Source organism: Acinetobacter sp. 226-1 (assembly GCF_030329325.1).
Classification (GTDB): Bacteria; Pseudomonadota; Gammaproteobacteria; order Pseudomonadales; family Moraxellaceae; genus Acinetobacter; species Acinetobacter sichuanensis.
On sequence record NZ_JACANU010000003.1, the window covers coordinates 483246 to 508710 of the forward strand.

21 protein-coding genes and 1 riboswitch are annotated in these 25465 nt (G+C 39.6%); of the genes, 7 read left to right on the plus strand and 14 right to left on the minus strand.

All coding sequences use genetic code 11. The features are described 5' to 3' along the window. Window positions 1–3: 3 nt before the first annotated feature. The 4 genes from HX124_RS08390 to HX124_RS08405 form a co-directional block, all read right to left on the minus strand. Window positions 4–582 carry a TMEM165/GDT1 family protein gene (locus tag HX124_RS08390; RefSeq protein ID WP_107009467.1) on the minus strand — a complete coding sequence of 193 codons (579 nt, stop codon included), beginning with the start codon at window positions 580–582 and terminating at the stop codon, window positions 4–6. Between the two features lie 88 nt (window positions 583–670). Then, window positions 671–814, minus strand: a riboswitch (yybP-ykoY riboswitch). 122 nt (window positions 815–936) lie between these two features. After that, on the minus strand, window positions 937–2877 hold the full coding sequence (locus tag HX124_RS08395) for a 2-oxo acid dehydrogenase subunit E2 (RefSeq protein WP_286382906.1): 1941 nt from the start codon (window positions 2875–2877) through the stop codon (window positions 937–939). Between the two features lie 2 nt (window positions 2878–2879). Beyond that, entirely contained in the window at window positions 2880–5582 is a 2703-nt protein-coding gene (aceE, locus tag HX124_RS08400) for a pyruvate dehydrogenase (acetyl-transferring), homodimeric type (RefSeq protein WP_286382904.1), read from the minus strand. 238 nt (window positions 5583–5820) lie between these two features. Continuing rightward, window positions 5821–6549, minus strand: a complete 729-nt coding sequence (locus HX124_RS08405; protein WP_107009464.1) for a M23 family metallopeptidase — start codon at window positions 6547–6549, stop codon at window positions 5821–5823. 106 nt (window positions 6550–6655) lie between these two features. Between HX124_RS08405 and HX124_RS08410 the strand changes: the two genes are divergently transcribed. Next, on the plus strand, window positions 6656–7096 hold the full coding sequence (locus tag HX124_RS08410) for a DUF721 domain-containing protein (protein WP_107009463.1): 441 nt from the start codon (window positions 6656–6658) through the stop codon (window positions 7094–7096). A gap of 97 nt (window positions 7097–7193) precedes the next feature. On the opposite strand, the gene lpxC is transcribed toward HX124_RS08410, so the two are convergent. From lpxC to murG, 7 genes are all read right to left on the minus strand, one after another. Further along, window positions 7194–8096: a UDP-3-O-acyl-N-acetylglucosamine deacetylase gene (lpxC, locus tag HX124_RS08415; RefSeq protein ID WP_107009462.1), complete on the minus strand. Its 903-nt coding sequence runs from the start codon at window positions 8094–8096 to the stop codon at window positions 7194–7196. A 125-nt stretch (window positions 8097–8221) separates the two neighbouring features. Continuing rightward, complete coding sequence (ftsZ, locus tag HX124_RS08420; protein ID WP_107009461.1) at window positions 8222–9403, minus strand: cell division protein FtsZ; 1182 nt, start codon at window positions 9401–9403, stop codon at window positions 8222–8224. 163 nt (window positions 9404–9566) lie between these two features. Next, window positions 9567–10829, minus strand: coding sequence for a cell division protein FtsA (gene ftsA / locus HX124_RS08425; protein WP_286382901.1), 1263 nt, complete (start codon window positions 10827–10829; stop codon window positions 9567–9569). Window positions 10830–10892: 63 nt separating this feature from the next. After that, window positions 10893–11747, minus strand: coding sequence for a cell division protein FtsQ/DivIB (locus HX124_RS08430; RefSeq protein WP_286382899.1), 855 nt, complete (start codon window positions 11745–11747; stop codon window positions 10893–10895). A gap of 4 nt (window positions 11748–11751) precedes the next feature. Next, window positions 11752–12681, minus strand: a complete 930-nt coding sequence (locus HX124_RS08435; RefSeq protein WP_286382897.1) for a D-alanine--D-alanine ligase — start codon at window positions 12679–12681, stop codon at window positions 11752–11754. Window positions 12682–12771: 90 nt separating this feature from the next. Further along, the gene (gene murC / locus HX124_RS08440; protein ID WP_107009457.1) at window positions 12772–14220 is read right to left on the minus strand and encodes a UDP-N-acetylmuramate--L-alanine ligase; all 1449 of its coding nucleotides are present in this window, start codon (window positions 14218–14220) and stop codon (window positions 12772–12774) included. A gap of 13 nt (window positions 14221–14233) precedes the next feature. After that, a complete protein-coding gene (murG, locus tag HX124_RS08445) occupies window positions 14234–15331 on the minus strand; it encodes an undecaprenyldiphospho-muramoylpentapeptide beta-N-acetylglucosaminyltransferase (RefSeq protein WP_286376149.1) in 1098 nt (365 codons plus the stop codon). A 355-nt stretch (window positions 15332–15686) separates the two neighbouring features. On the opposite strand from murG, the gene HX124_RS08450 reads away from it, so the two are divergent. Continuing rightward, on the plus strand, window positions 15687–16880 hold the full coding sequence (locus tag HX124_RS08450) for an MFS transporter (RefSeq protein WP_286376150.1): 1194 nt from the start codon (window positions 15687–15689) through the stop codon (window positions 16878–16880). Window positions 16881–16955: 75 nt separating this feature from the next. On the opposite strand, the gene gshB is transcribed toward HX124_RS08450, so the two are convergent. Then, window positions 16956–17894: a glutathione synthase gene (gene gshB / locus HX124_RS08455; RefSeq protein ID WP_107009454.1), complete on the minus strand. Its 939-nt coding sequence runs from the start codon at window positions 17892–17894 to the stop codon at window positions 16956–16958. Window positions 17895–18009: 115 nt separating this feature from the next. Here gshB and HX124_RS08460 point away from each other — a divergent pair, with 115 nt between their 5' ends. After that, window positions 18010–18240 carry a DUF3565 domain-containing protein gene (locus tag HX124_RS08460; RefSeq protein WP_107009453.1) on the plus strand — a complete coding sequence of 77 codons (231 nt, stop codon included), beginning with the start codon at window positions 18010–18012 and terminating at the stop codon, window positions 18238–18240. 59 nt (window positions 18241–18299) lie between these two features. Here the strand turns inward: HX124_RS08460 and HX124_RS08465 are convergent, their stop codons facing one another. Both HX124_RS08465 and gabT read right to left on the minus strand, forming a co-directional pair. Then, window positions 18300–19748 carry an NAD-dependent succinate-semialdehyde dehydrogenase gene (locus tag HX124_RS08465; protein ID WP_286382895.1) on the minus strand — a complete coding sequence of 483 codons (1449 nt, stop codon included), beginning with the start codon at window positions 19746–19748 and terminating at the stop codon, window positions 18300–18302. Beyond that, complete coding sequence (gene gabT / locus HX124_RS08470; RefSeq protein WP_286382893.1) at window positions 19745–21028, minus strand: 4-aminobutyrate--2-oxoglutarate transaminase; 1284 nt, start codon at window positions 21026–21028, stop codon at window positions 19745–19747. Before gabT ends, HX124_RS08465 begins: the two co-directional genes overlap by 4 nt. A gap of 411 nt (window positions 21029–21439) precedes the next feature. On the opposite strand from gabT, the gene HX124_RS08475 reads away from it, so the two are divergent. From HX124_RS08475 to HX124_RS08490, 4 genes are all read left to right on the plus strand, one after another. Continuing rightward, the gene (locus tag HX124_RS08475; RefSeq protein WP_286382891.1) at window positions 21440–22870 is read left to right on the plus strand and encodes a gamma-aminobutyraldehyde dehydrogenase; all 1431 of its coding nucleotides are present in this window, start codon (window positions 21440–21442) and stop codon (window positions 22868–22870) included. Between the two features lie 184 nt (window positions 22871–23054). Next, window positions 23055–23825, plus strand: coding sequence for a nuclear transport factor 2 family protein (locus tag HX124_RS08480; protein WP_286382889.1), 771 nt, complete (start codon window positions 23055–23057; stop codon window positions 23823–23825). Window positions 23826–23882: 57 nt separating this feature from the next. Then, a complete protein-coding gene (locus tag HX124_RS08485) occupies window positions 23883–24602 on the plus strand; it encodes a FadR/GntR family transcriptional regulator (RefSeq protein ID WP_107009448.1) in 720 nt (239 codons plus the stop codon). 63 nt (window positions 24603–24665) lie between these two features. Next, entirely contained in the window at window positions 24666–25370 is a 705-nt protein-coding gene (locus HX124_RS08490) for a cache domain-containing protein (RefSeq protein WP_107009447.1), read from the plus strand. The last annotated feature ends 95 nt before the right edge of the window (window positions 25371–25465 follow it).

Below are 25465 nucleotides of genomic sequence, written 5' to 3' on the forward strand. Positions count from 1 at the left end.
AAATTAGAAGAAATAATGTTGTACCAATGCAGCAACACCAATCACCAAGAAAATTAATGCACCAATTTTATGAATTAATGAAATTGGAAGTTTATCCGCCAATTTATTACCAATAAATACTGCAGGTGCATTCACTAACATAATCCCGATGGTTGTACCTAATGTCACCCAACCAATACTGTCAAAACGCGCAGCTAAAGCAACAGTCGCAATCTGGGTTTTATCGCCAATTTCAGCCAGAAAGAACAACACAAATGTTGCGCCAAAAACACCATATTTTTGCCATTTATTAATACTTTCAGATTCATCATCCAACTCATCTGGAATCAGCATCCAAGCTGCCATCGCAATAAAACCAAGAGAAACAATCCACAACAAAACAGTTGGACTTAAAACAGTGGTAATCCATTGTCCAAGTACAGCAGAAACACCATGATTCACCACAGTTGCTAGAAAAATAGCGATAAGAATCGGTACAGGTTTACGAAAACGTGCAGCAAGTAATAATGCAAGGAGTTGGGTTTTATCACCCATTTCTGATAAGGCAACAACCACTAAAGAAATAAGAAAGGCACTAAACATGTCATATTCTCTGGCTAGCAATATTTACCGATGACTTACCCCTCCTGCTAGCCTAGATGAATAGTTGCCTATCCAATGCAGAGTGATAAATCAAAGGTCTTGCCAACAAAAGAAACTGAATCTTCAGTTAAATTGGTTCTTTGCTATGATGACCATGTTCTGTTGAACAATTATGTTGACCATCACCTATTCACAAAAATGTGAATAGCGGCTACTCCCCAATGAAGTGTATTGCTATATTAATCTGCTTCTGTTTTATTTTCAATGAAATTCAGCTAAAGCGACTTTTCTTGAGTATACCTATAAAAAAACCTTGCCGAAGCAAGGTTTTTTTATTGATTTTTAAGGCTGAAATTACAGCAAAATATTACGAATATCTGCTAATAGCTTGGTCAGTTTATTGGTAAAACGCGCCGCATCCGCACCATTAATCACACGGTGATCATAAGACAATGACAACGGCAACATCAGTTTTGGATCAAAACCTTCACCATTCCATACAGGTTGCATGGTCGCAGGTGAAATGCCCAAAATTGCCACTTGAGGCCAGTTTACTAACGGTGTAAATGCTGTACCGCCAATAGAACCCAAGCTAGTAATGGTAAAGTTGGCACCTTGTAAGTCTTTCGGTGAAAGTTTCTTATCACGGGCTTTTTTACTGAGTTCACCCAATTCAATCGCAATTTGCTTAATTGATTTTTGATCAGGATTACGCAGTACAGGAACAGTAAGACCATCAGGTGTTGCGACAGCAATTCCCATATGGATTTCGTTACGTAATACAACTGACTTTTGATCATCCGCTAAATGACCTGCAAAGTATGGTTCTTCTTTCAACAGGAATGCCACCGCTTTAGCAATGAATGCCAAAATCGTCAGGCTGATACCATCTTGTTTGAATTTACCTTTGAGTTCACCACGCCAAGCTTCAAGCTCAGTGATATCTGCCAAGTCAAACTGAGTCACTTGTGGAATGAAATTATTCAATGATAACTGCGGTACAGACACTTGCTGTAAACGGGTCATTGGTGCAATTTCACTACCACCAAATGCACTAAAATCTGGTAATGCTGGCAAACCTGAAGCAACAGGAGCAGCCACTGTCTGAGCTGCTTGTGGCGTTGTCAATTTCACTTTCACAAATGCGAAAACGTCTTCCTTCATGACACGTTCATGTGGACCTGAAGCTTTTACTTCCGCTAATACCACGCCTAATTCACGTGCAAGTTTACGTACTGCTGGACCTGCATAGACTTTGGAATTGGCTGCATTTTGTTCTTTGCTTAACTTATCTGCGCTGTGTGTTTCAGATGCTGTTTGAACAGGAGCAACTGCTTTCGGTGCTTCAACTTTAGCAGGTGCTTGTGCAACAGGTGCAACAGCTTGACCTTCAGCCTCAATGGTCACTAAAGCAATACCTTCAGATACATTTTGCCCTAAAGTGACATGAATGGCTTTAATGGTACCTGCTGTTGTACTCGGTACTTCTACCGTTGCTTTGTCTGATTCAACCACAATGATGCTTTGGTCTTTCTCAACCTTGTCACCTACTGCAACTAAAATCTCAGCCACCGCTGCTTTATCTACACCCAAGTCAGGAACTGCGATTTCAACAGCACCTTTTGGCGCTGCTGCCACAGGTGCAGCAACTTCAACTTTAGCAGTTTCAACCACAGGAGCCGTAGCTGGTGCAGCCACAACTTCATCTGCGACAGGTGTAGCTGATGCAGTTTTCACTTTCAGTAATACAACACCTTCTTTAACACTATCGCCAACTTGGATGATCACAGCGTCAACAATACCTGCAACAGTACTTGGTACTTCAACAGTCGCTTTGTCTGACTCAACCACCACAATGCTGTCATCTAAAGCAATTTCATCACCAACAGCAACTAAAATTTCAGATACTGTGGCTTTTTCAACACCAATATCAGGCACTTGAACATCAACCACTTGCGAAGATGTAGCTGTCACAGGTGTTTCAACAGTTTTTGCTTTCTCTTCAGCAGCAACAGCTTGTGTTGCTGTTTCTACTGGTGCTGTTTCAGCAACAGGCGCTGCCGTTTGACCTTCAGCCGCTAATTCGATCAGTACAGCCCCTTCAGCGACTTCATCGCCCTGCTGAACTAAAATACTTTTCACCACACCTGCCGAAGTGCTTGGCACTTCAACAGAGGCTTTGTCAGATTCTAATAATACAATACTGTCATCGACAGCAATCGTATCACCGACTTTGACCAAAATTTCAGCCACTGTGGCTTTATCTACACCAATATCAGGAGTCGTAATGTGCATAATTAGTTCTCCTCTTTATAGTCAGCAACAGCATTGACTGAAGGTGTTGCTTGAGGTGCCCAAGCCACAGGACGGTCGGTTTCTAGTTCAAAGCTAACAATTGCATCTTTCACTAAACGAGGATTTACTTCGCCTTCATCGGCAAGTTTCTTCAAGGTTGCGACCACAATATGAGCTGCATCAACACCAAAGTAACTACGTAATTTTGCACGTGTATCAGAACGACCATAACCATCTGTACCTAATGCCACGAATGGGCGGTTATCAGGTAAATATGCACGAACTTGTTCACTATAAGCACGCATATGATCCGTTGCAGATACGATAATACCTTTGGTATCACGTAATTGTTCAGTGATCCATGCTTCTTTCTGTTCTTCAGTCATTGGATGTAAGCGGTTATATTCTTCACATGCCATACCATCACGTGCCAATTCGTTGAAGCTTGTTACACTCCATACGTTTGCATGAATTTGATATTCTTCACGTAAAATTTTCGCTGCTTTAATCACTTCACGTAAAATAACACCTGAGCCCATCAACTGCACAGTAGCTTTGTCATCTTTTTCAAATAAGTACATACCACGCTTAATGCCTTCTTCGGCATTTGCAGGAATCGCAGGATGTTCGTAGTTTTCATTCATCACGGTTAAGTAATAGAACACACGCTCTTGGTTGACATACATGCGTTTTAAACCATCATGCACAATCACTGCTAACTCATAACCAAAACATGGATCATAAGAAATACAGTTTGGAATCGTGTTCGCAAGAATATGTGAATGACCATCTTGGTGCTGCAAACCTTCACCGTTCAGCGTTGTACGACCCGCAGTTGCACCAAGTAAGAAACCTTGTGCCTGTGCATCACCTGCCGCCCATGCAATATCACCAATACGTTGGAAACCAAACATTGAGTAATACATATACATTGGAATCATTGGTAAGTTATTGGTTGAATAACTTGTACCCAAAGCAGACCATGCACTCATTGCACCTGCTTCGTTGATCCCCTCTTGTAGCATATGACCGTCTTTAGCTTCACGGTAATGCATTAACTGTTCTTGGTCTTCAGGGGTATATTTTTGACCATGTGCGGCATAAATACCCAATTGGCGGAACATACCTTCTAAACCAAATGTACGTGCTTCATCAGGTACAATTGGAACTACACGGTCTTTAATGGCTTTTTCTTTCAGTAAAGATGAAATCAAACGTACCATTAACATGGTGGTCGACTGTTCTTTACCTGCAGAGCCTTTCAAAACCGCATCAAAAACTGATAATTCAGGAATCGCCAATTGTTCGCTTTCTTTACGACGTGCAGGCAAATAACCACCCAATGCTTCACGACGCGCCTTCATGTATTTTAATTCAGGCGAGTTTTCACTTGGACGATAGAACGGAACTTCTTCAAGTTGCTCATCAGTAAATGGTAAGTTAAAACGGTTACGTACATATTTTAAAGATTCAAGCTGCATCTTTTTAATCTGATGCGTTTTATTCACCGCTTCGATCTCTTCAGATAAACCATAACCTTTCACTGTTTTCGCTAAGATAACAGTTGGTTGACCTTTAGCAGTCATCGCTTCGGCATAAGCTGCATAAACTTTATATGGGTCATGACCACCACGATTGAGATTATCAATATCTTCATCGCTTAAGTTCTTCACCAGCTCTTCTGCTTCAGGGTAGCGACCAAAGAAGTGCGCACGTGTATATGCACCACCTTTTACTTGATAACGCTGATAATCACCATCTACCGCTTCTTCCATAATGGCTTTTAAAGCGCCTGTTTCATCTTTCGCTAACAGCGGATCCCAATGACGACCCCAAATGACTTTGATCACACGCCAACCTGCGCCACGGAACAATGACTCAAGCTCTTGGATAATTTTACCATTACCACGCACAGGACCATCAAGGCGCTGTAAGTTACAGTTCACCACCCAAATAAGATTATCAAGTTTTTCACGACCTGCGAGTGAAATTGCACCTGTACTTTCAGGTTCATCCATTTCACCATCGCCAAGGTAAGCCCACACTTTACGGTTTTCTTCTTTGATTAAACCACGGTTCATCAAATACTTTTGAATGTGTGCTTGATAGATCGACATGATCGGACCAAGACCCATTGATACGGTCGGGAACTGCCAATAATCAGGCATTAAATATGGATGTGGATATGATGGTAAACCCACGCCATCCACTTCACGACGGAAATTATTTAAATGCTCTTCAGTCAAACGACCTTCTAAGAAAGAACGTGCATAAATACCAGGCGCACAGTGTCCTTGGTAATAAATCATGTCACCACCAAAGTGGTCACTGTTCGCACGGAAGAAATGGTTAAAACCGACATCATAAAGCGTTGCAGAAGAAGCAAAACTTGCCAAGTGACCACCAAGATCATCACCTGTTTTGTTGGCACGTAGCACCATTGCCAATGCATTCCAACGAATGAGCGCACGAATACGACGCTCCATATCTGCATCGCCTGGCATTGCAGGAGTTTCTTCTACAGGAATGGTATTTAAGTAGGGGGTATTTAATCGCTGAATAGGAACATGCTTAGAAATCGCTTGCTGATAGAGTTTTTCTAATAAGAATGCAGCACGCTCAGTTCCCATATGTTGCAACACAGAATCGAAGGCATCTTGCCACTCTTGTGTTTCTTGAGCGTCGGTATCACCATAATACGCCATATCCCATCTACTCCTTGAACTATTTTCTATATCTTATATGTATCATGTTTTAGGGGTGTTAAGTTATCGTTACAAATGAATGTCGATTGTGAGCATTATTTAGTAACTAAATACTTAGTGACTATTTAACACACAAAGAAACAAAAAACCGCCAATTTAGGCGGTTTTTTATACAATATAGATTTATTTTAATGATAAGCTTTTAGTCTAGAAATACATTTTGCTCATCATGTAAGGCTTAAGGCAGCATTGCTAAATAAGTTGATGGATTGCGACGTTGACCATCTTTTACAACTTCATAATGCAAGTGTGGACCTGTACAACGACCTGTACAGCCGACATTGGCAATATGTTCACCTGCTTGTACTTGATCACCTACACGAGCAATTAAACGTGAAGCATGTGCATAACGTGTGATATAGCCATTACCATGGTTGATTTCAACATATTGACCATAACCTGTGCCCCAACCTGACTTGGTTACAATACCTGGACCAGTCGCATAGATGGGTGTTCCACTTGGTGCAGATAAATCTAAACCTGAATGATTTTCAGCACGTCCACCCATAGTGCGTCCACCATAGTTTGAACTCACGCGCTTCATATCAGGTAGTGGATGTGCAATTAACCATGAATGTTGAGAATTTGCTGAGTAATTTACTCTAGATGAAGATGAAATTGCAGCTGAACCATATTTTTGTGCAATCGTTGCGTTGTTGAGTTCAACTGGTTTTTCATTTGATGTACGCAAATGCGGTTGGAATGTTACGCTTCCTGGAATATCCATATCGTCAGGATGAGTATATGAGCCTTGAGATACGGTGGTATGAGATAGCGTCTTAGAAAGTTGCTCTAAGCGATCTGGAGCAGATGTATTAGAAGCATCTAATTGGACTAAATCTGCGAATGCAACCGATGCAGCAGAAGCCGCCAAAGAAAATGCCAATAAAATACGTCGCGAATGCATAAAAACCTCTTTTAACTGTTCTTAATCAAGTTCCTTGAGTGATCTCGTCCTTGATATCTACTGAAACGAGGGCTTAAGATAAGACATAACTATGTAGGAAAAATGTATGTCTGAACCTAAAAATCTCTTTCATCAAACAAGACAACACGTAAAAACAGGAAACTTATCGTTTCTTAAAAAGCAAGTTGCCGAATGGCAAAAACTCACTAAGCTAATCCAACCTTTGCTACCTCAACCAGAAGTATGGCAGGTTGTCTGTTATGAACATGGTATTTTGACCATCACCGGTGAAAATCAAGCCATGATTAGTCAACTCGGTTATCTTCAAAAACAATATATTTTTCAATTGTCACAATTAGAAGAATTTCAAAATCTAAAAAAATTGCAAATTAGACTACGTGAAAACACAGAAAAATCGACAATTCCTCAAAAATCTGTTCAATCCCTCACACCAGAAACACAAGAGATGTTGCAACATGCTGCTAGTTTTGTGAACGACGCTAAGCTTAGCCAAGCTTTGTTACGTTTGGCAAGCAATAAAAAGTAAACAATAAAATAAAATATTGGATATTGTATTTACAAAAAGCCAACCGTGTCACATTATTTTGCGTTACTTTATAACATTGCCGCTTAAAAGCAAGGACTTATAAGACTTGTACATATTGTATTGGACAGCTTTTCATGTCATCAAATGTTACAATTTCATAACTGCTTGGATCACTTTTAACATTGCGTAAAAGTTGATTATTGAGCGCATGTCCAGATTTATAGCCATCAAATTTCCCAATAATTTGATGACCCAGAAGGTATAAATCCCCAACTGCATCTAAAATTTTATGACGGACAAACTCATCAGCAAAACGTAAACCTTCTTCGTTTACGACACCCGTATCATCTAAACCAACAGCATTTTCCAAACTCGCACCTAGAGCTAAATTATGTGATTTTAAATAGTCTAAATCTTTCATAAAACCAAATGTACGCGCTCCACTGACTTCATAAACGAAAGTTTCAGTAGAAAAATCGATGGTTGCTGACTGATATTCTTTAGCAAAAGCAGGATGATCAAAATCAATTTCAAAGTTTAGTTGAAAACCATGATGAGGTGAAAAAATAGCTCTTTTGTCATCAATTAATGCTTCAACAGGTTTAAGCATACGAATAAATTTTTTAGGTGCGTCTTGCTCAACCAAACCGCCCTGCATAAGCAAGTAAATAAACGGTCCCGCACTCCCATCCATAATTGGGATTTCTGACGCAGATACTTCAATAATGAGGTTATCAATGCCTAAACCAGCAATGGCACTGGTCACATGCTCAATAGTGCCTACTTTGGCATCTTTTTCGACTAAATTTGAACACATGAATGCTTCTTGGATCAGCATTGCATCTGCCTGAATATCAACGGGCGGATTTAAATCAATACGACGGAACACAATACCCCCATCAGCTACATGAGGTAAAAAGTTAATCATGACTTTCTGCCCGCTATGTAATCCGATTCCACTCGCTTTCACGACTCGTTTCAGGGTACGTTGTTTCAACATGCTAATTCGGTCTTCATTCTCAAATCCGCTATACGTTAGCACATTTAGCCATTGATAAAAAACAAAAAAGGCAGTGAAACTTACTGCCTTTTTCGATCATGATCAGTCTTTATTTGAATTATCAATTATTTACGTTGTTGATTTTTCAAATAATCTTGAATACTCATTGGAGTAGAACGTGGCGATGCACTTGAGTTCGTTGCAGGCGCATCACTGTTTTGACGCTTGCTGATCGCAGGTACATCATCTTCATCAACTGGATTTTGGCTGGTTTTTTGCACATTTGCAGCAACATTAACAGAAGCACGACGCTTTACTTCTGCTTCATTGGCATTGCGTGTTAAACCTGTTGCAATCACAGTCACACGAATTTCATCACGCGCATCTGGATCAAATACTGTACCAAAGAAAACTTCACCTTCATCAAGGTCAACAATCTGATTGACCACATCTGTGATGATCTCAGTTTCACGTAAAGTCACATCTGCGCCACCTGTGATGTTAATTAACACCCCTTTGGCATTCATGATATTTACGTTATCTAATAATGGACTACGAATAGCAAGACGCGCAGCTTCTTCAGCGCGGTCTGGACCACTGCTCTTACCTTCACCCATCATTGCATAACCACGTGTACTCATCGCAGTTTTTAAATCGGCAAAGTCAAGGTTAATATGACCAGGACGAACAACGAGATCAAAGATACTACGCACAGCGTTCAGTAATACGTCATCTGCTTTACGGTAAGCATCTTGCATAGAGATGTCACCATAAACACTTAATAAACGCTGATTTGGAATAATAATCAATGAGTCTACATGTGCTTCAAGCGCTTCAATGCCCTTTTCAGCCGAACGTTGACGACGACGACCTTCAAAGTTGAATGGTGTTGTGACAACACCAACGGTCAAAATACCCATTTCCTGAGCAATTTCAGCAACAACTGGCGCAGCACCTGTGCCTGTACCACCGCCCATACCAGCGGTAACAAAGACCATGTCTGCACCTTCAAGGTGTTGACGAATCAATTCACGACTTTCTTCAGCAGCAATTTGACCTACATCTGGGTTTGCACCTGCACCCAAACCACGGGTACTTTGTTCACCGAGTTGGATTTTAAATGGCGCATTCATACGATCTAAAGCTTGTTTATCTGTATTTGCACAAACAAACTTTACCCCTTTAATGTCAGACTGCACCATGTGTTGTACGGCATTACCACCGCCACCACCAACACCAAACACAGTAAAACGGGCTTGACCGTTACTATCGGTTTGTTCATCTTCTAAAAATTCAAATGAGGCCATGACCTTTAGATTTCCTACTTAATGTATGGCAGTCACTTAAGCCCGTATACTGCCTTGATCTTCAATAATAAAATTTGTTTTTAGGATGCTGTTCATTGTCAGACTTGTCAAGTACAGGACGACATGCTTACAACTTTTTAACAATATTCCCAAAAAACCACACCTAAAAAATACCTTTTAATTTGTTATTCAACGCGACCCAGCCATTTGCCACACGTTCCCAAACTGAACGATGACTATTAACTTCAGGCTCTTCTACAGCATCTTGCATATCACTTTGGCTGAATAACAATAAGCCAGATGCAGTTGCATACATTGAACGACGTAAAGCAGATAAATGTTGGTCATCAGCATGAACATTAACTGTTGGATTACCCAAATGGGCAGAAACACCCAACATTCTACGTGCTAACGTTACCATACCTTCGATTTGACATACATCCCCAGTCAATACCACGCCATGATATAAGCTTTGCAATGCGCCACGTTGTTCTAATTCATGATGAACTAAACTCAAAATTTCTTCGTAACGTGCAATAATAATTTCTGCAAGTTCAATACGACTAATCGTTTGAGTTCCATCAATTGCTTCAAACTGAATCATATGTTCAGGTTTAACTTGATGCAAATCTACACAACCATAGAGTAACTTAATTCGCTCTGCTTCTTCTGTAGTCGTTTGTAATACAGCTGCAATATCTCGCGTCACATTTTCACCACCACGTTGAATGGTATGCGCTAAAACGAGATGCCCTTCTATATAAACTGCAATATTGGTGGTACCTGCGCCAATATCAAGTAAACATACACCATATTCTTTTTCGTCTTTGAGCAAACTACCTTCAGCAGTTGCCAAACACGATACCACCATTTTTTCTACAGAAATATTTGCGCCTTTCATTGCCCGATCTAAGTTTTGCATCGTAGCAATAGGCATCATCATTAATTGATAATGCGCAGTCATACTATGCGCCGTTAAATTAATCGGGTTTTGCACCCATTCAGGCGAATCATCTAACTCAAAACCTAAAGGTACTGCTGTAGCAAGATAATGATCTGCCGTCATATGACTGGCTTTAGCAAGATCTAATGCGCGTACAACTTCTGAAGTGGTAATCGTACGTTCTGGGTTTGAAATAGGTGTACGTCCAACTGCATAATGACTTTGTAATTCTGTACTTGGAATAGATACCCATGCAGAATGTACACGGCATTCTGCCATGTCTTCCGCTTCTTGTACGGCTTGTTTAATTGCAGTTATGACTTTTTCTAGGCTGACAATTTTGCCTTTGGTCATACCTTTATTGCGTGCACTAGCCATGCCAATAACCTGAATATTATCAGGGGCATGCACCTTACCTATTAGAACTGAAACTTTATGTGTCCCAATGTCTATCGCAACAACTGAGGGAACAGCTTCACTCATCACTTCGCTACCATTATCTTCATTGTTTATCTTTGGCTCATCGCCTCTTTATAAAGCCATCTATTATGGCTGCACTACTCTTGCATCTGCAACGCTTGGTTCATCGCTCGTTACAACAAAGCCACCATTCAAAATTTTCGGTGACCTTGAATCTTTCCATTGAATTGCAAGACCATTTCGATAACGTAAATCAATCGCAGAAATCGTTGACCAAACAGGTTTTAAATCGGTTTGTGCTAAATGACTTAAACGTTGCAACTTGCTCATCGTCTGATCTTGATCAACAATAATGCGTAAACCCGAATCAAACTGCATAAACCATGTCATACGCTCAGTTAAATACAATTCTTTTAATCGCAAATTCGCAGGATGAAATAATTGATTTATTTCATTATAACGACGCATCATGACTTTAGATTGGCTGAGTGGACCATGTAAAAGAGGTAAATTGCTATGATTACGCACTTGTACCTCAGTATAAACATCTCCACTGTCACTTAATAATCGCCCCGTTCCCCAACGGGCAATCGCATGACGCGGCATCACTCGAACACGAATTCCATTTGGCCATGCACGTGCGACAACCACTCGATCAACCCATGATACTTCAAGGGCTTTATCTCGGATTTGCTCTAAGTCTGAAGTAAAGTAATTGTCTTTTACAACAGGTGCTAAGTGCTGCGACAATACTTCATTTTCCAGTGCTGATTGAGTACCTACCACTTGCAAGGTTGCAACCTTAGCATCTGTCACAACTTTGTATAAACCAAACAATCCTACACACAATACAAGAAAGGCGATCAGGAGCAACACCCATCCTCCCGCATTGATGAACTTCTCTTTGCGGGTAGGTGGTTTATCATGTATTGATGTAATGGCTGCGCGTTTACGACGCATTGAAGCAGGAAGTTGAGCCATAAACTTAGTGTGCTTGTTCCGTTAAAGTCTGCGCTAAAATCGCTACACACAATTCATCAAAGCTGTAACCTACAGCATTTGCAGCTTTAGGCACAAGAGAATGGCTCGTCATACCTGGTACAGTATTTACTTCTAATAACCAAAAGTTGCCTTGCTCATCTAGCATGGCATCAATACGTCCCCAACCGCTTGCACCAACTGCTTGGAATGCACGTAAACAAAGCGCTTGTAGTTGTTTTTCTTCTGCATCACTTAAACCACATGGAATACCATATTCCACATCATTACGATTATATTTTGCTTCATAATCATAAAAAGCTACATCAGCAGGTGGTTGTAAACGAATAACAGGAAGAGGCTGACCGTTTAAAAATGAAATTGTATATTCACGCCCTGTAATCCACTTTTCAGCCATGACAATAGCATCATGCACAGTGGCTTTATCAATCGCATCGGCAAGGTCTTCAATTTTTTCAACCTTACTCATACCCACACTAGAACCTTCATGTACAGGCTTGATGATTAGAGGTAAACCCAGATTTGCAACAATTTCTTCTAAATCAGAATCTTTTGAAATAATACGATAAGGTGCAGTTGGTAAGTCAGAACCTTGCCAAATTTGCTTGGTTTTAACTTTGTCCATACCAATGGCTGAACCTTGTACACCAGTTCCTGTATAAGGAATGTTTAACCATTCCAAAACACCTTGGATTTGACCATCTTCACCACCACGACCATGCAATACAATAAATGCACGATCATAATTTACAAGTTCTGTCACGCTACGCTCTTGCGGATCAAAAGCTTCTGCATGAACACCTGAACGTAATAATGCTTCTAATACAGCTTTACCACTATCTAATGACACCTCACGCTCAGCGGATTTTCCACCAAGCAATACCGCTACTTTGCCGAATTTAGAAGCATTTGACACGTTTAAATCCTTAAACTTATAAGTTAGTCAATAAAATAAATACTGAGCTTCATCTATACAACAGTACAGATGAAGCACTTTACTCAGTCATTATTTTAAATAAAGTTGGTTTTGAGCCAATTCTACCGAAATTGCACCCACGTTACCCGCACCTTGTGTTAATAACAAGTCATTTGCTTGTAACACTTTTTGTATCGCGTTTTGTAAATTACCTTCAACAGGATCAATTAAAATAGGTTCAACTTCACCACGCAAACGAATACTACGTGCTAAAGCACGACTGTCTGCACCCACGATTGGTTTTTCTCCCGCAGGATATACTTCTAAAAGAAGTAATTGATCAACCTGAGACAGCACATCAACAAAGTCATCAAAACAATCACGTGTACGACTGAAACGATGAGGTTGGAACATCATCACCAAACGACGCTCTGGATGACTCGCACGTGCCGCTTTAATTGTTGCTTCAACTTCTTTAGGATGATGACCGTAGTCATCAACAAGTTTTACATTACCTTCACCAAGTTCAAATTCACCTTGCACTTGGAAACGACGACCAACACCACTAAAGCTTTCTAAAGCACGTGCAATGGCAGCATCTGAAACACCTTCATCGGTTGCAATACCAATCGCAGCCAAAGCATTTAAGATATTGTGCAAGCCCGGCAAGTTAATGGTTAAACGCAAAGGTTCACGATCTTTACGTAAAACGGTAAAGCTTGATTGCATGCCAATTTGTTCAACATCAATTGCACGAATATCATTGTCTTCATTAAAACCATAAGTTAAAACAGGACGACCGATACGCGGCATAATTTCACGAATATTGGCATCATCACCGCAGACAACAGCTAAACCATAAAATGGCATTTTTTGTAAAAACTTAACGAAGGTATCTTTTAATACATCAAAGCTACCGCCGTAGGTATCCATATGATCTGCATCAATATTCGTTACAATCGCAGCCATTGGTTCTAAGTGTAAAAATGATGCATCTGATTCATCTGCTTCAGCAACGATATAACGACTTGCTCCAAGCGCTGCATTTACACCTGTACGATTTAATAATCCACCAATCACATACGTTGGATCCATATTTTCTTCAGCAAGCATGCAAGTGACTAAGCTGGTTGTTGTCGTTTTACCATGCGTACCTGCAACTGCGATGCCATGACGGTAACGCATCAGCTCACCCAACATCTCAGCACGACGAACGACAGGAATGCGGTTTTCAATTGCTTCTTTAACTTCAAGATTTTCAGGGTCAATGGCAGTTGAAACCACTAATACATTTGCACCTTGAATATTTTTAGCTGTATGCCCGATATAAACCTTAATGCCATTTTCTTCAAGCTGTGCTGTTGTTTTAGATGCCTTAATATCAGAACCTGAAACTTTATAACCTTGGTTTTTCAACACTTCGGCAATACCACACATGCCTGCACCACCGATACCCACAAAATGGATATGTTTAATACGGCGCATTTCAGGAATTTTAATGAGGCTTTTTGCTTTATCAGCTGGGCTTGTTGGAGACATAATCAACTCTAACTTACAAATCTTGAATTAAACCAACCACACGCTGTGTTGCGTCAGGTTGGGCTTGTTGACGAGCTTTAACCGCCATTTCCATCAATAATTGGCGATTCATCAACGGCGTTAATAAATCCTTTAACGAATCAGGTGTCATGGTGGCTTGCGGGCAAATTTTAGCAGCACCAATTTTCTCTAAAAAACGAGCATTTGCTGTTTGATGATCATCTACTGCACTTGGTAAAGGAACAAAAACTGCGGCTACACCTGCAGTTGCAACTTCAGTTACAGTCAGCGCACCTGCACGACAAATAATTAAATCAGCGTCACTATATGCTTTTGCCATATCTTCAATGAATGGCTGGACTTCAACATGCAAATTTTCAGGTAAATTTACATATAAAGCTTGTGTTGTTTCTTGTTTATTTTGACCACATTGATGAAAAACATGAAGTGGAACATTGAGCTGTTTTAAAGCGTGTGGCACACACTCATTTAAAGCTTGTGCACCTAATGAACCACCCACAATAAGAATACGAATAGGTTCACTTGAATTTTCACGTTCTTTGTAACGATAAGTTGGGTTGTAAATTGCAGTAATTTCTTTACGTACAGGATTACCTGTAGTCACAATTTTTTCAGATGCAGGAAAGGTATTTGGAAATGCCTCACATACTTTTTTTGCCACACGTGAAAGTTGTGTATTGGTAAAACCTGCAACCGCATTTTGCTCATGAATAATGACAGGAATACCCAATAAGCGTGCAGCCAAACCACCCGGACCTGCAACATAACCGCCAAAGCCTGCAACAGCATCAACTTTAAGTTGTTTCATATGACGCATTGCGCTTAAGGTCGCTTTTAAAATTTTAAAAGGTGCTGCTAATTTACGGACAAGACCATTGCCACGCACACCTTGAATATCGATTTGATAAATTGGAATATCATGTTGTTTTAATAAACGATTTTCCATTCCTGTCGGGGTTGCTAACCATGAGACTTGGCACCCTTGTTGTTGCAACTCTTTAGCGACCGCTAAGGCTGGAAATACATGCCCACCTGTACCTGCTGCCATCATCATGACATGTTTAGGTGTAGTTTGTTGAGGTTTGCTCACAGTCTAATTCTTCAATACCAAAAAATAAAATTTAACGAGTCTTTAAGCAGACAATTGTAATCACAAACCATGAGAGGGAAAAGTTTATTTACTTTTTTTCGCCTGACACTTCATTGTTTTTTTCTACTGATTTGAAAGTTTAAACTAGTTTTGTTATTAATCTATCAGAAAATACTTATTTTTGTACAATTTATATATTTTAAATAGAGATTCCTGTATGCCTTAAGTATTTATCGTATCTTTCTCTTTATATGAAAAATTTATCTATAAACTTAAAATTGTTTTTATAGAAATATATTTTATTCTCTTTATACTCAAATTTTACTTAAAAATTATTCATGGAAGAATAGACATCGTGACACAACATACTTCACGACATGATCTTTGGATTATTGCAGCAGGATATTTGGCTGCGGTTCATGTTGGTAAACTCTCCCCGATTATCCCTATTTTACAAAAACAACTCGATCTAAATCTTGCACAAGCAGGACTTGCTTTGTCTTTAGTACAAGCGGCAGGTATGTTATTTGCGTTATGTTTAGGAAGTTTTAGTGAGAAAGTTGGACTTAAACAGTGCTTTATTGCGGGTTTAGTGATTTTAGGTTGTGCGAGTTTAAGTGGTGTTTTTATTAGTTCACTATTCAGTTTATTTTTCTTTAGATTTTTTGAAGGAATTGGCTTTTTATTGATTACCCTCACTGCCCCTGCAATTTTAAAAAGAATCTGTGATCCACAAAAAATGAATGTCAAAATGGGCATCTGGGGGTCTTATATGGGACTCGGTGTAGGAATTGCCATGCTCAGCATTCCGTTATTATTACAGTACTTTTCTTGGCAGCATATTTGGTTTGGTTTAGGACTGCTCTGTTTAGGCTTTGCAGCAATTGTACAAGTTTTACTTCATCTTCCACGTACACATTCAACACAGACCTCATCATTATCATTTTTAAGTGTTGTTAAAATGACACTGCGTCACGCACCTGTTGTCTGTTTAGCCATCATTTTTGCTGCTTATACCAGTCAATGGCTGACCGTCATTGGTTTTTTACCAAGTATTTATCTCAATGCAAAAATTGATTTTCAAGTTGCAGGGATATTAACCGCTATTGTTTCAATTTCTAATATTGCAGGAACCTTGGCTGCAGGTGGACTTTTGCATCATGGTATTACTGCCAAAAAACTCATCATCACAGGTTTTTTGACCATGTGTACGATGTGTTTCGTTATGTTCGTATTCAATCAATATTTACCATTTCCAATTCAATATTTAAGTGTCATTATTTTTTCTGCTGTAGGCGGGCTGATTCCTGCAACCGTTTTTGCGATTACTTTAAATTACGCACCTCATCCGAATGCAATTGCAGCAAGTGTCGGTTTAGTATTACAAATCTCAGCTTTTGGACAATTTATATTGCCACCTCTGAGTGGAATGCTCGTTTCATATACACATAATTGGAGCAATATTGTCTGGATTACCACAGCTTTATCTTTACTTGGCATAGGTGCAGTTTGGCAGTTATTTAAAGCGCACCCCTTAAAAATACAATAAATGTCATTTAAAAATTTCATACATATTAAGAAAACACCAGCTTGATGCTGGTGTTTTCAAATCGACTTAAAACGATTAACGTCCTGCTTCTAGGACAGCAAATAAGTCATCAGCAATTGAGGTGCCAAATTGTGTATCAATTTCTCGAATACACGTTGGGCTGGTGACATTAATTTCAGTGACATAATTACCAATCACATCTAAACCAACAAAAACTAAGCCTTTTTCTTTTAAAAATGGACCCACTTTTGCTGCAATCGCTTTGTCATTTTCAGTCAATGGTCGAGCTTCACCTAAACCACCTGCTGCCAAGTTACCACGCACTTCTCCATTTTGTGGAATACGTGCCAAGCAATATGGAACAGCTTCGCCATTGATCATGAGAATACGTTTATCACCGTCAACAATTTCAGGAATATAGCGCTGTGCCATAATCGGTTGTGTACCGTTATTTGTTAAAATTTCAATGGTTGAACCAATATTTACCCCATCTTGGTATAAACGAAAAATACCCATTCCACCCATACCATCTAAAGGTTTAACAATCACATCACCATGTTCTTTTAAGAATTCACGAATCAGGCTTTGTTGTGATGTCACTAAAGTTGGCACTTGTAGCTCAGGGAACTGAGTTGCAAATAGTTTCTCGTTACAGTCACGTAGGCTTTGTGGCTTATTAATAATCCATGCACCTTCACGCTCTGCTTGTTCTAAAATATAAGTAGTATAAACAAAGTTCATATCAAATGGTGGATCTTTACGCATCAAAATCACATCATAATCAGCCAAAGATTGCTTTTGTTTTTCACCCAATTCGTAATAGTGGTTGTAATCTTCAAATACTGTTAAAGGATGAATTAAGCCAAACGCTTTACCTTGATCAATATATAAATCTTGCTGTAATGCATAGCCAAGTTCATGCCCACGTCGTGATGCTGCCCATAACATTGCCATGGTTGAATCTTTTTTGAGATTTACATTTTCAATCGGGTCCATCACTACAAGTACACGCATATTACTGCTCTTTTTCAATGTTTAATGGTTTTAGTATAGCGGAGATTTTTCTTGCATTTCCCTGATTTTTGGTAAACCTTTAACTGATATTGTGCTAAATGTTTTGAGGAATATCATGCAACAAGCCATGATTGCTTTTCATATTGACCATGAAGGTCATTGGGTGGCTGATCTTGCTTGCGGTCATACGCAACATGTTCGTCATACGCCACCTTGGCAAAATCGTCCGTGGGTTATGACTGAACAAGGACGTAATGAAAAGATCGGCATGATGTTGCAGTGTAAAGAATGCGATTTACAACAAACGTCTGCTGAAAATATTTTAAATCCTCCCAATAAAATATAAAAATACCCAATAAGCAATATCACACTTATTGGGTTTAATCTGTCATAAATGATGTTGGCTTACTCAGACAAATCAACACATAAATATTTCATTTCTAGATAATCATCAATGCCGTATTTAGAACCTTCACGCCCCAAACCTGACTGTTTAATCCCACCAAAAGGAGCTACTTCTATAGAAATCATTCCTGTGTTGACTCCCACCATGCCATACTCTAGTGCTTCACCCACTCGCCATTGACGTGATGCATTTTGTGTAAATAAATAAGCAGCCAAGCCAAATTCAGTATCATTTGCCATTTGCACAGCATCTTGTTCTGTTTTAAACGAAAATAATGGTGCTAAGGGTCCAAAAGTTTCTTCACGTGCAACACGCATCTCTTGTGTAACACCCATTAAAACTGTGGGTTCAAAGAACGTATTACTTTCACTTAAGCGCTTACCGCCTGTAGCAAGCGTCGCCCCTTTTGCCAGTGCGTCTTGAATGTGTGATTCAACTTTGGCAACTGCAGCTTCATCAACCAATGGACCTTGCGTCGTCCCCTCGATTCGACCATCGCCGACTTTCAGTTTATTTACTTCTTCTATTACACGTTGTGCAACAGCATCATAAATACCCTCTTGAATATAGACACGATTGGCACAGACACAGGTTTGTCCACTATTACGGAACTTACTTGCCAAAATCCCTTTTACTGCTTGTTCAATATTGGCATCATCAAACACAATGACAGGTGCATTTCCACCCAATTCTAGAGACAGTTTTTTAATGGTTGGCGCACATTGTTCCGCCAAAATACGCCCAACTTCAGTTGACCCTGTAAACGTAAGTTTACGGACAATATCACTTTCACACAGTGTTTTACCTACTGCGACTGAGTCACCACTCAATGTGATCATCACATCGGATGGTAAACCTGCCTGTATTGCCAAGACTTGTAAAGCATAGGCACTTAGTGGTGTTTGTTCCGCAGGTTTAATGAGCATTGAACAACCTGCTGCAATTGCAGGTGCGATTTTACGTGTAATCATTGCCGCAGGAAAATTCCATGGTGTAATCGCAGCCGTCACACCAATGGGCTGTTTGATCACCAATAAACGCTGCTGTGCTTGTGGTGATGGTAAAATATCTCCATCTATACGGCGCGCTTGCTCTGCAAACCAACGAATAAATGAAGCTGCTGACCCAATTTCACCACGCGCTTCTGCGAGTGGTTTACCCTGCTCTGCAGTTAAAATCTGTGCTAGATCTTCTTGATGATCTAACATCAAGCGATACCACGCCATCAAAATATCAGCACGTTGTAAGGCTGTGAATTTTTTAAATGCAGCCTGCGCTTGCTCGGAACGTAAAATAAAATGTTCAACAGAAGCACGATCATGCTGCTTGACCCAAGCTAAAGATGTGCCATTGGCAGCATCTTTTACTTCGATATATGCACCTGAAGTCGGCGCTTCAAATGCAATATCAGCATGATTTAATAAATAATGATATTTTTGATCAATCATGCAGGCATATCCTCTTTCTTCGTCGCAATCGCAGCAAAGCCTTCCTTAATAATCTCCAAAGCATTTTGGAACTGTGCATCTGGAATTGTTAAAGGATATAAGAAACGAATCACATTAGCTTTTTTACCACAAGACAATAAAACCAGTTTTTTGCTCATCGCATATTCTTGTACCACTTTGACTTGCTCAGCCGTATTCAGTTCAATCGCAATCATTGAACCTAAACCACGAATATCACGTATAAAACTATGCGTATCACGTAAGTCTTCAAGTACATTGATTAACTGCGCACCAAGTTTATTGGCACGATCACATAATTTTTCTTCTTCAATCACATCAATGACAGCATGTGCAGCGACAACTGCCAAAGGATTACCCGCATAAGTACCACCTAGTCCACCTGGATTTGGTGCATCCATAAGATCAGCACGTCCTACGACACCAGAAATAGGGAAACCACCGCCTAAACTTTTTGCCATCGTAATCAAATCAGCTTTGACGTCTGGATAATGTTCCATTGCAAATAGTTTCCCTGTACGTGCAAAGCCTGTTTGAACTTCATCTGCGATCAGTAAAATACCATGTTGATCACAGATTTGACGCAAACGAATCATCAGTTCTTGTGGTGCAACATTGAAACCACCTTCGCCTTGAACAGGCTCAAGTACAATCGCAGCAACATCATGTGCAGCAATATCTGTACTGAAAATATCTTCTAAACTTTCAATCGCATCATCTACACTGATGCCATTCACTGCAACAGGATAACGTGCATGAAATACGCCTGAAGGCATTACCCCAAAATCACGCTTATAAGGTGCAGTTTTACCTGTCATTGCCATAGTCATAAAAGTACGACCATGGAATGCACCACCAAAAGTGATTACGCCATGACGCTTAGTTGCTGCACGTGCAATTTTAACTGCATTTTCAACAGCTTCTGCACCTGTAGTAAATAATGCAGCCTTTGCTGGACTTGTAACTGGTGCACGTTCAATAATACGTTCAACCAAAGAAACATAACTTTCATACGGTACAACTTGGTATGCAGTATGCGTAAATTTACCTAATTGTTCAGTGACTGCCGCAATAATTTTCGGATGGCGATGTCCTGTATTTAAAACAGCAATACCACCTGCAAAATCAATATATTCATTGCCTTGAGTGTCCCATAAGGTCGCATTTTCAGCACGCTCAACAAACCATTGACACATCACTCCAACACCACGCGGAGTTGCTGCTAATTTACGGACATTCATTGCAGAATCTTGCTGACCCATATCGTTTACCTCAATCATTATATTCATGGTGTGTACTGTTCATACTTCACGATTTGAAAGTTTTCACAGTGCACTTGATAAATCTAATGTGGCTTGAATTTTTGCATGAAACGAGAGCCAATTTCATATATTAATCAGGTACCAATTTTATTCCTGATGAATCACCAAAATTTCACCTCAAAAATATTTTCTTAAAACCATCTACGACTTTAGTCTAATTTTTTATATTTTTACAATTAAATCAATAATTTTATAAATCATATACTTATATATGTTTTGAATAGTTTTTGTGTTTTTAAGCATTTACCAACACTTTCACACTTTTATTTTTTGCTATTTGACAGTCGAAATAAAACATAATACATATAGTGTTATATGTAATAGTTTAAAACCAAGGACAAGGAATAAAAAATGTCGAACAATCAACTTAAACACTTTATCAATGGTGAATACATCACCGCACAATGCACAGAATACTTTGACTTGGTCAGCCCAGTAACAGGACAAGTCTATGCTCAATCACCTAATGCAACTGATGCAGAAGTGGATGCTGCCTATGCAGCTGCAAAAGATGCTGCAAAAATTTGGGGGCGCAGTACACCATCAGCGCGTCAAAAAGCATTATTAGCTTTGGCTGATGCCATTGAGGCGAATGCAGAACGCTTGATCGAAGCACAGAGCCGTAACACAGGGCAACTCAAACACCTGATTGCTTCTGAAGAAGTTGGCGCATCAGCAGATCAAGTTCGTTTTTTTGCAGGTGCTGCACGTTTACTTGAAGGCACTGCTTCAGGTGAATATCTTGAAGGTTTAACCTCTAGTATCCGTCGTGAACCTGTGGGTGTGGTTGGTCAAGTTACACCATGGAACTATCCACTCATGATGGCAGTCTGGAAAATTGCACCTGCTTTAGCCGCAGGCAATACAGTTGTACTCAAACCAAGTGATACGACACCTGAAAGCACATTATTACTTGCAGAAATTGCAGCACCATTTTTCCCGAAAGGGGCATTTAATGTGGTCTTAGGACAAGCACAAGTTGGCTCAAAAGTCGTATCACACAAGACCCCTGCTTTGGTTTCAATCACAGGTTCAGTACGTGCAGGTTTACAAGTAGCAGCGTCAGCCGCAGCTAATTTAGCAAAAGCACATTTAGAACTTGGCGGTAAAGCACCTGTTTTAGTTTTTGAAGATGCCGACCTAGAAAAAGCAGTTGAAATGATTGCAATGACAGGCTATTTCAATGCTGGTCAAGACTGTACAGCAGCAACACGCGTCATTGTTGCTGAAACAATTTATGATGAATTTGTCAGCAAATTAGTTGAAGCAGCAAAAAATACACGCTTTGGTGACCCAGATGATCAAGATGCATTATATGGTCCATTGAACAATGCCAATCAACTGCAAAATGTTAAAGCATTTATTGCAAATCTACCTGCACACGCAAAAGTTGAAACAGGTGGTAAACAAGCAGACCGTCAAGGTTTCTATTTTGAACCAACAGTGATCACAGGTTTACAGCAACATGATGAAGCCATTCAAAATGAAATCTTTGGACCAGTGATTACTGTACAAAAATTTGTGGATGAAGCCGATGCAATTGATAAAGCCAACGATGTGGAATATGGCTTAGCATCAAGTGTTTGGACTAAAGACCATGCCCGTGCAACTCGTCTTTCTCGTGAGCTTGATTTTGGTACAGTTTGGATCAATACCCACATTCCATTAACCGCAGAAATGCCACATGGCGGCTTCAAAAAATCGGGCTATGGCAAAGATTTGTCAGGTTATGGTTTTGAAGAATATACCCGCGTGAAACATGTCATGAGTTCAAATGATTAATGCGTTGATTAACTCAGGTTTAAGCCTCTATGGCTTAAGCCCTAGATAAATCAGTTTACATCGCATATTAAACCATTTAAGCCACAGGTTTTAGCAATGATCAACACTCCAATATGATCATTACCATAACAACAGTAAAACCTGTGGCTTTTTTAAAAAGCAATTTTAAGAAATGGATGACAAAATGAATAAACAGGAAATCAAAGACTTAGTCAGCAAAGCACATCATGAATTATTTACTTTGCATGATATCAGTGCATTAGATCGTTATTTTTCAGAAGATTTTATTGAACACTCGCCACTGGTTGCAGATGGAATTTCAGGTTTACGCCAACTGGTAGAAGACCGTCCAGAAATGAAACATGAAGCCGTTCGTATTCTTGCTGATGGTGATTTGGTTGCCATTCATGGGCGTTTCCAAGGACTTGATGAACAGCCTTTGGTTGGCTTTGACATTTATCGTGTAGATAATGTTAAAATCGTGGAACATTGGGATGGTTTGGTTTCTGAAGCATCACCAAATGTCAGTGGACGCACGCAATTAGATGGCGAGACTCAAATTTTCCCGAGTGAAAATAATGAAGAAAACCGTGAAATCGTCACATCTTTCTTTAAAAAGACCTTAATTGGTGGGGATTATAACGGTTTCAAAGACTATGCCCAAGGTAACCATTTTTTACAACACAGCCCCGATATTGGTGATGGCATCGAAGCTGTCATCGATTTTTTAAACAAAATCCGCAATGAAGGTCAGGGTTTAGTATACTCAAAAATTCATCGCACAATTGCCGATGGACAGTTTGTTCTCACCCATTCTGAAGGCAGTATTTCTGGCAGTCGACATGCATATTTTGAACTTTGGCGTGTTGAAAATGGTAAAATTGTAGAACTTTGGGATGCAATTCCTGCTGTGCCTGAAGATGAGCATGCTGTTCATTCTTATGGCGTATTTTAAACCCTTTATTTGCTTGTATGAGCTAGGTCAAAGATCTAGCTTTTTAGAGAAACGGCTATGTCAGCATATACGATAATTTTTGCACCCATCGGTCAGGCAACTCGTTCTGAACAAGTTGTTGAGCGCTTGGAAAATGCAATTATCTCTGGATTGCTCAAAAGTAATGAACAACTTCCAAATGAAGCTGATTTAGCGCGCTTAATGGGTGTTTCTCCAATTACTGTACGTGAAGCCTTAAATACTTTACGTGTAAAAGGTTTGATTGACACACGCCGTGGTCGTAATGGTGGCAGTTTTGTCTGTGAACTACCACCAGATTTACTGTTAAATCAGCATCCACTACGCCAAGCATCCAGTGAATTTCTCGCAGATTTAGGTGAATTTCATAGTGCTAATTTTAGCCATAGCGTGTATTTAGCCGCACAGCGCACAACACAATATGAACTCAGTAAAATCCAAGAATTAATTGAACAATTTGCCCAAGCAACTGAGCCTGATACACGTGCCCAATACGATTTACGTTGTTTATTGACCATCACATCCTTTGCTCAATCTGCACGTCTTGCCAATCAAGAACTCATGATTCAAGCAGAATGGGCACCGCTCATTGCTGTACTTTATCAAGATGATGATTTTCATTTCAAAATGATAGAGCAATATCAACAACTCTTATCTTCATTTATCCAAGCCAATGAAGATGATGCGTTAACCCAAGCAAGAAAAATTATTTCCATGCTAACCGATCAAATGCTTCGCTATAAGTTATCAATTCAATAAAACAAAAAACAGATAAACTAAAATAAAGCATTGAAATCAATATGGAATTTAGGAGTTACAGGAATGACCCAAAATCTATATGTCAAAGAGCTTCAGGAGCTACTGAAACAAGTCATTGATGAAACTACATCAACGGCTGAACGTTTGGCAAAACAAGCCAGTCAAATTTGTGCACAGCATCAATTTGAACGAAATAAAGGAATCAAACTTTCAGTTGCAGAACGTACTGCTTTGCAACAGGAAATCAAAATGGCGCTCTATAACAGCAGCTATAGTCAAGGCATGGGATTTGCAAGTTATAGCCCTGAAACACTGGAAGAACAAGACTATTGGACACTTGAATGGTGGTATAAAAAAGAAGGAAAACTGCAACAAGCACAGCTTGAAAATTATCAAAATGCGCAGCGTTTTTTAGATTTCCGCTCATTTGAATGGTTTCAACAACCTGCCCGTAACAATCAACCTTGTTTCTATGGACCTTATGTAGATTATATCTGTAACGGTGCTTATACCATCACCATTGCACATCCTGTCATGTTAAATGAGCAATTTATTGGCGTGATTGCAACTGATGTTTTAGTGTCTGCATTAGAGAAAATTTTGATGCCAAAACTCAAAAATATCAAACAAAAAGCGGTCATTATCAACAATAGTGCTCGTGTGATTAGCTCTAATGATGTCAGTATTCGTATTGGAACTTTACTCAAAAATCAAACTGTACAAGTGAACACTCGCCCCAGTGCCTCACTCCAATTGGTTTTGGTATAACTAAATTTAAATGTGTATTCAACATATTTAAAATTTAAAAACTCGCAATATTAGACCACAAACAACGCTCGTTTAATTTTCTTAAAAATCGAGCA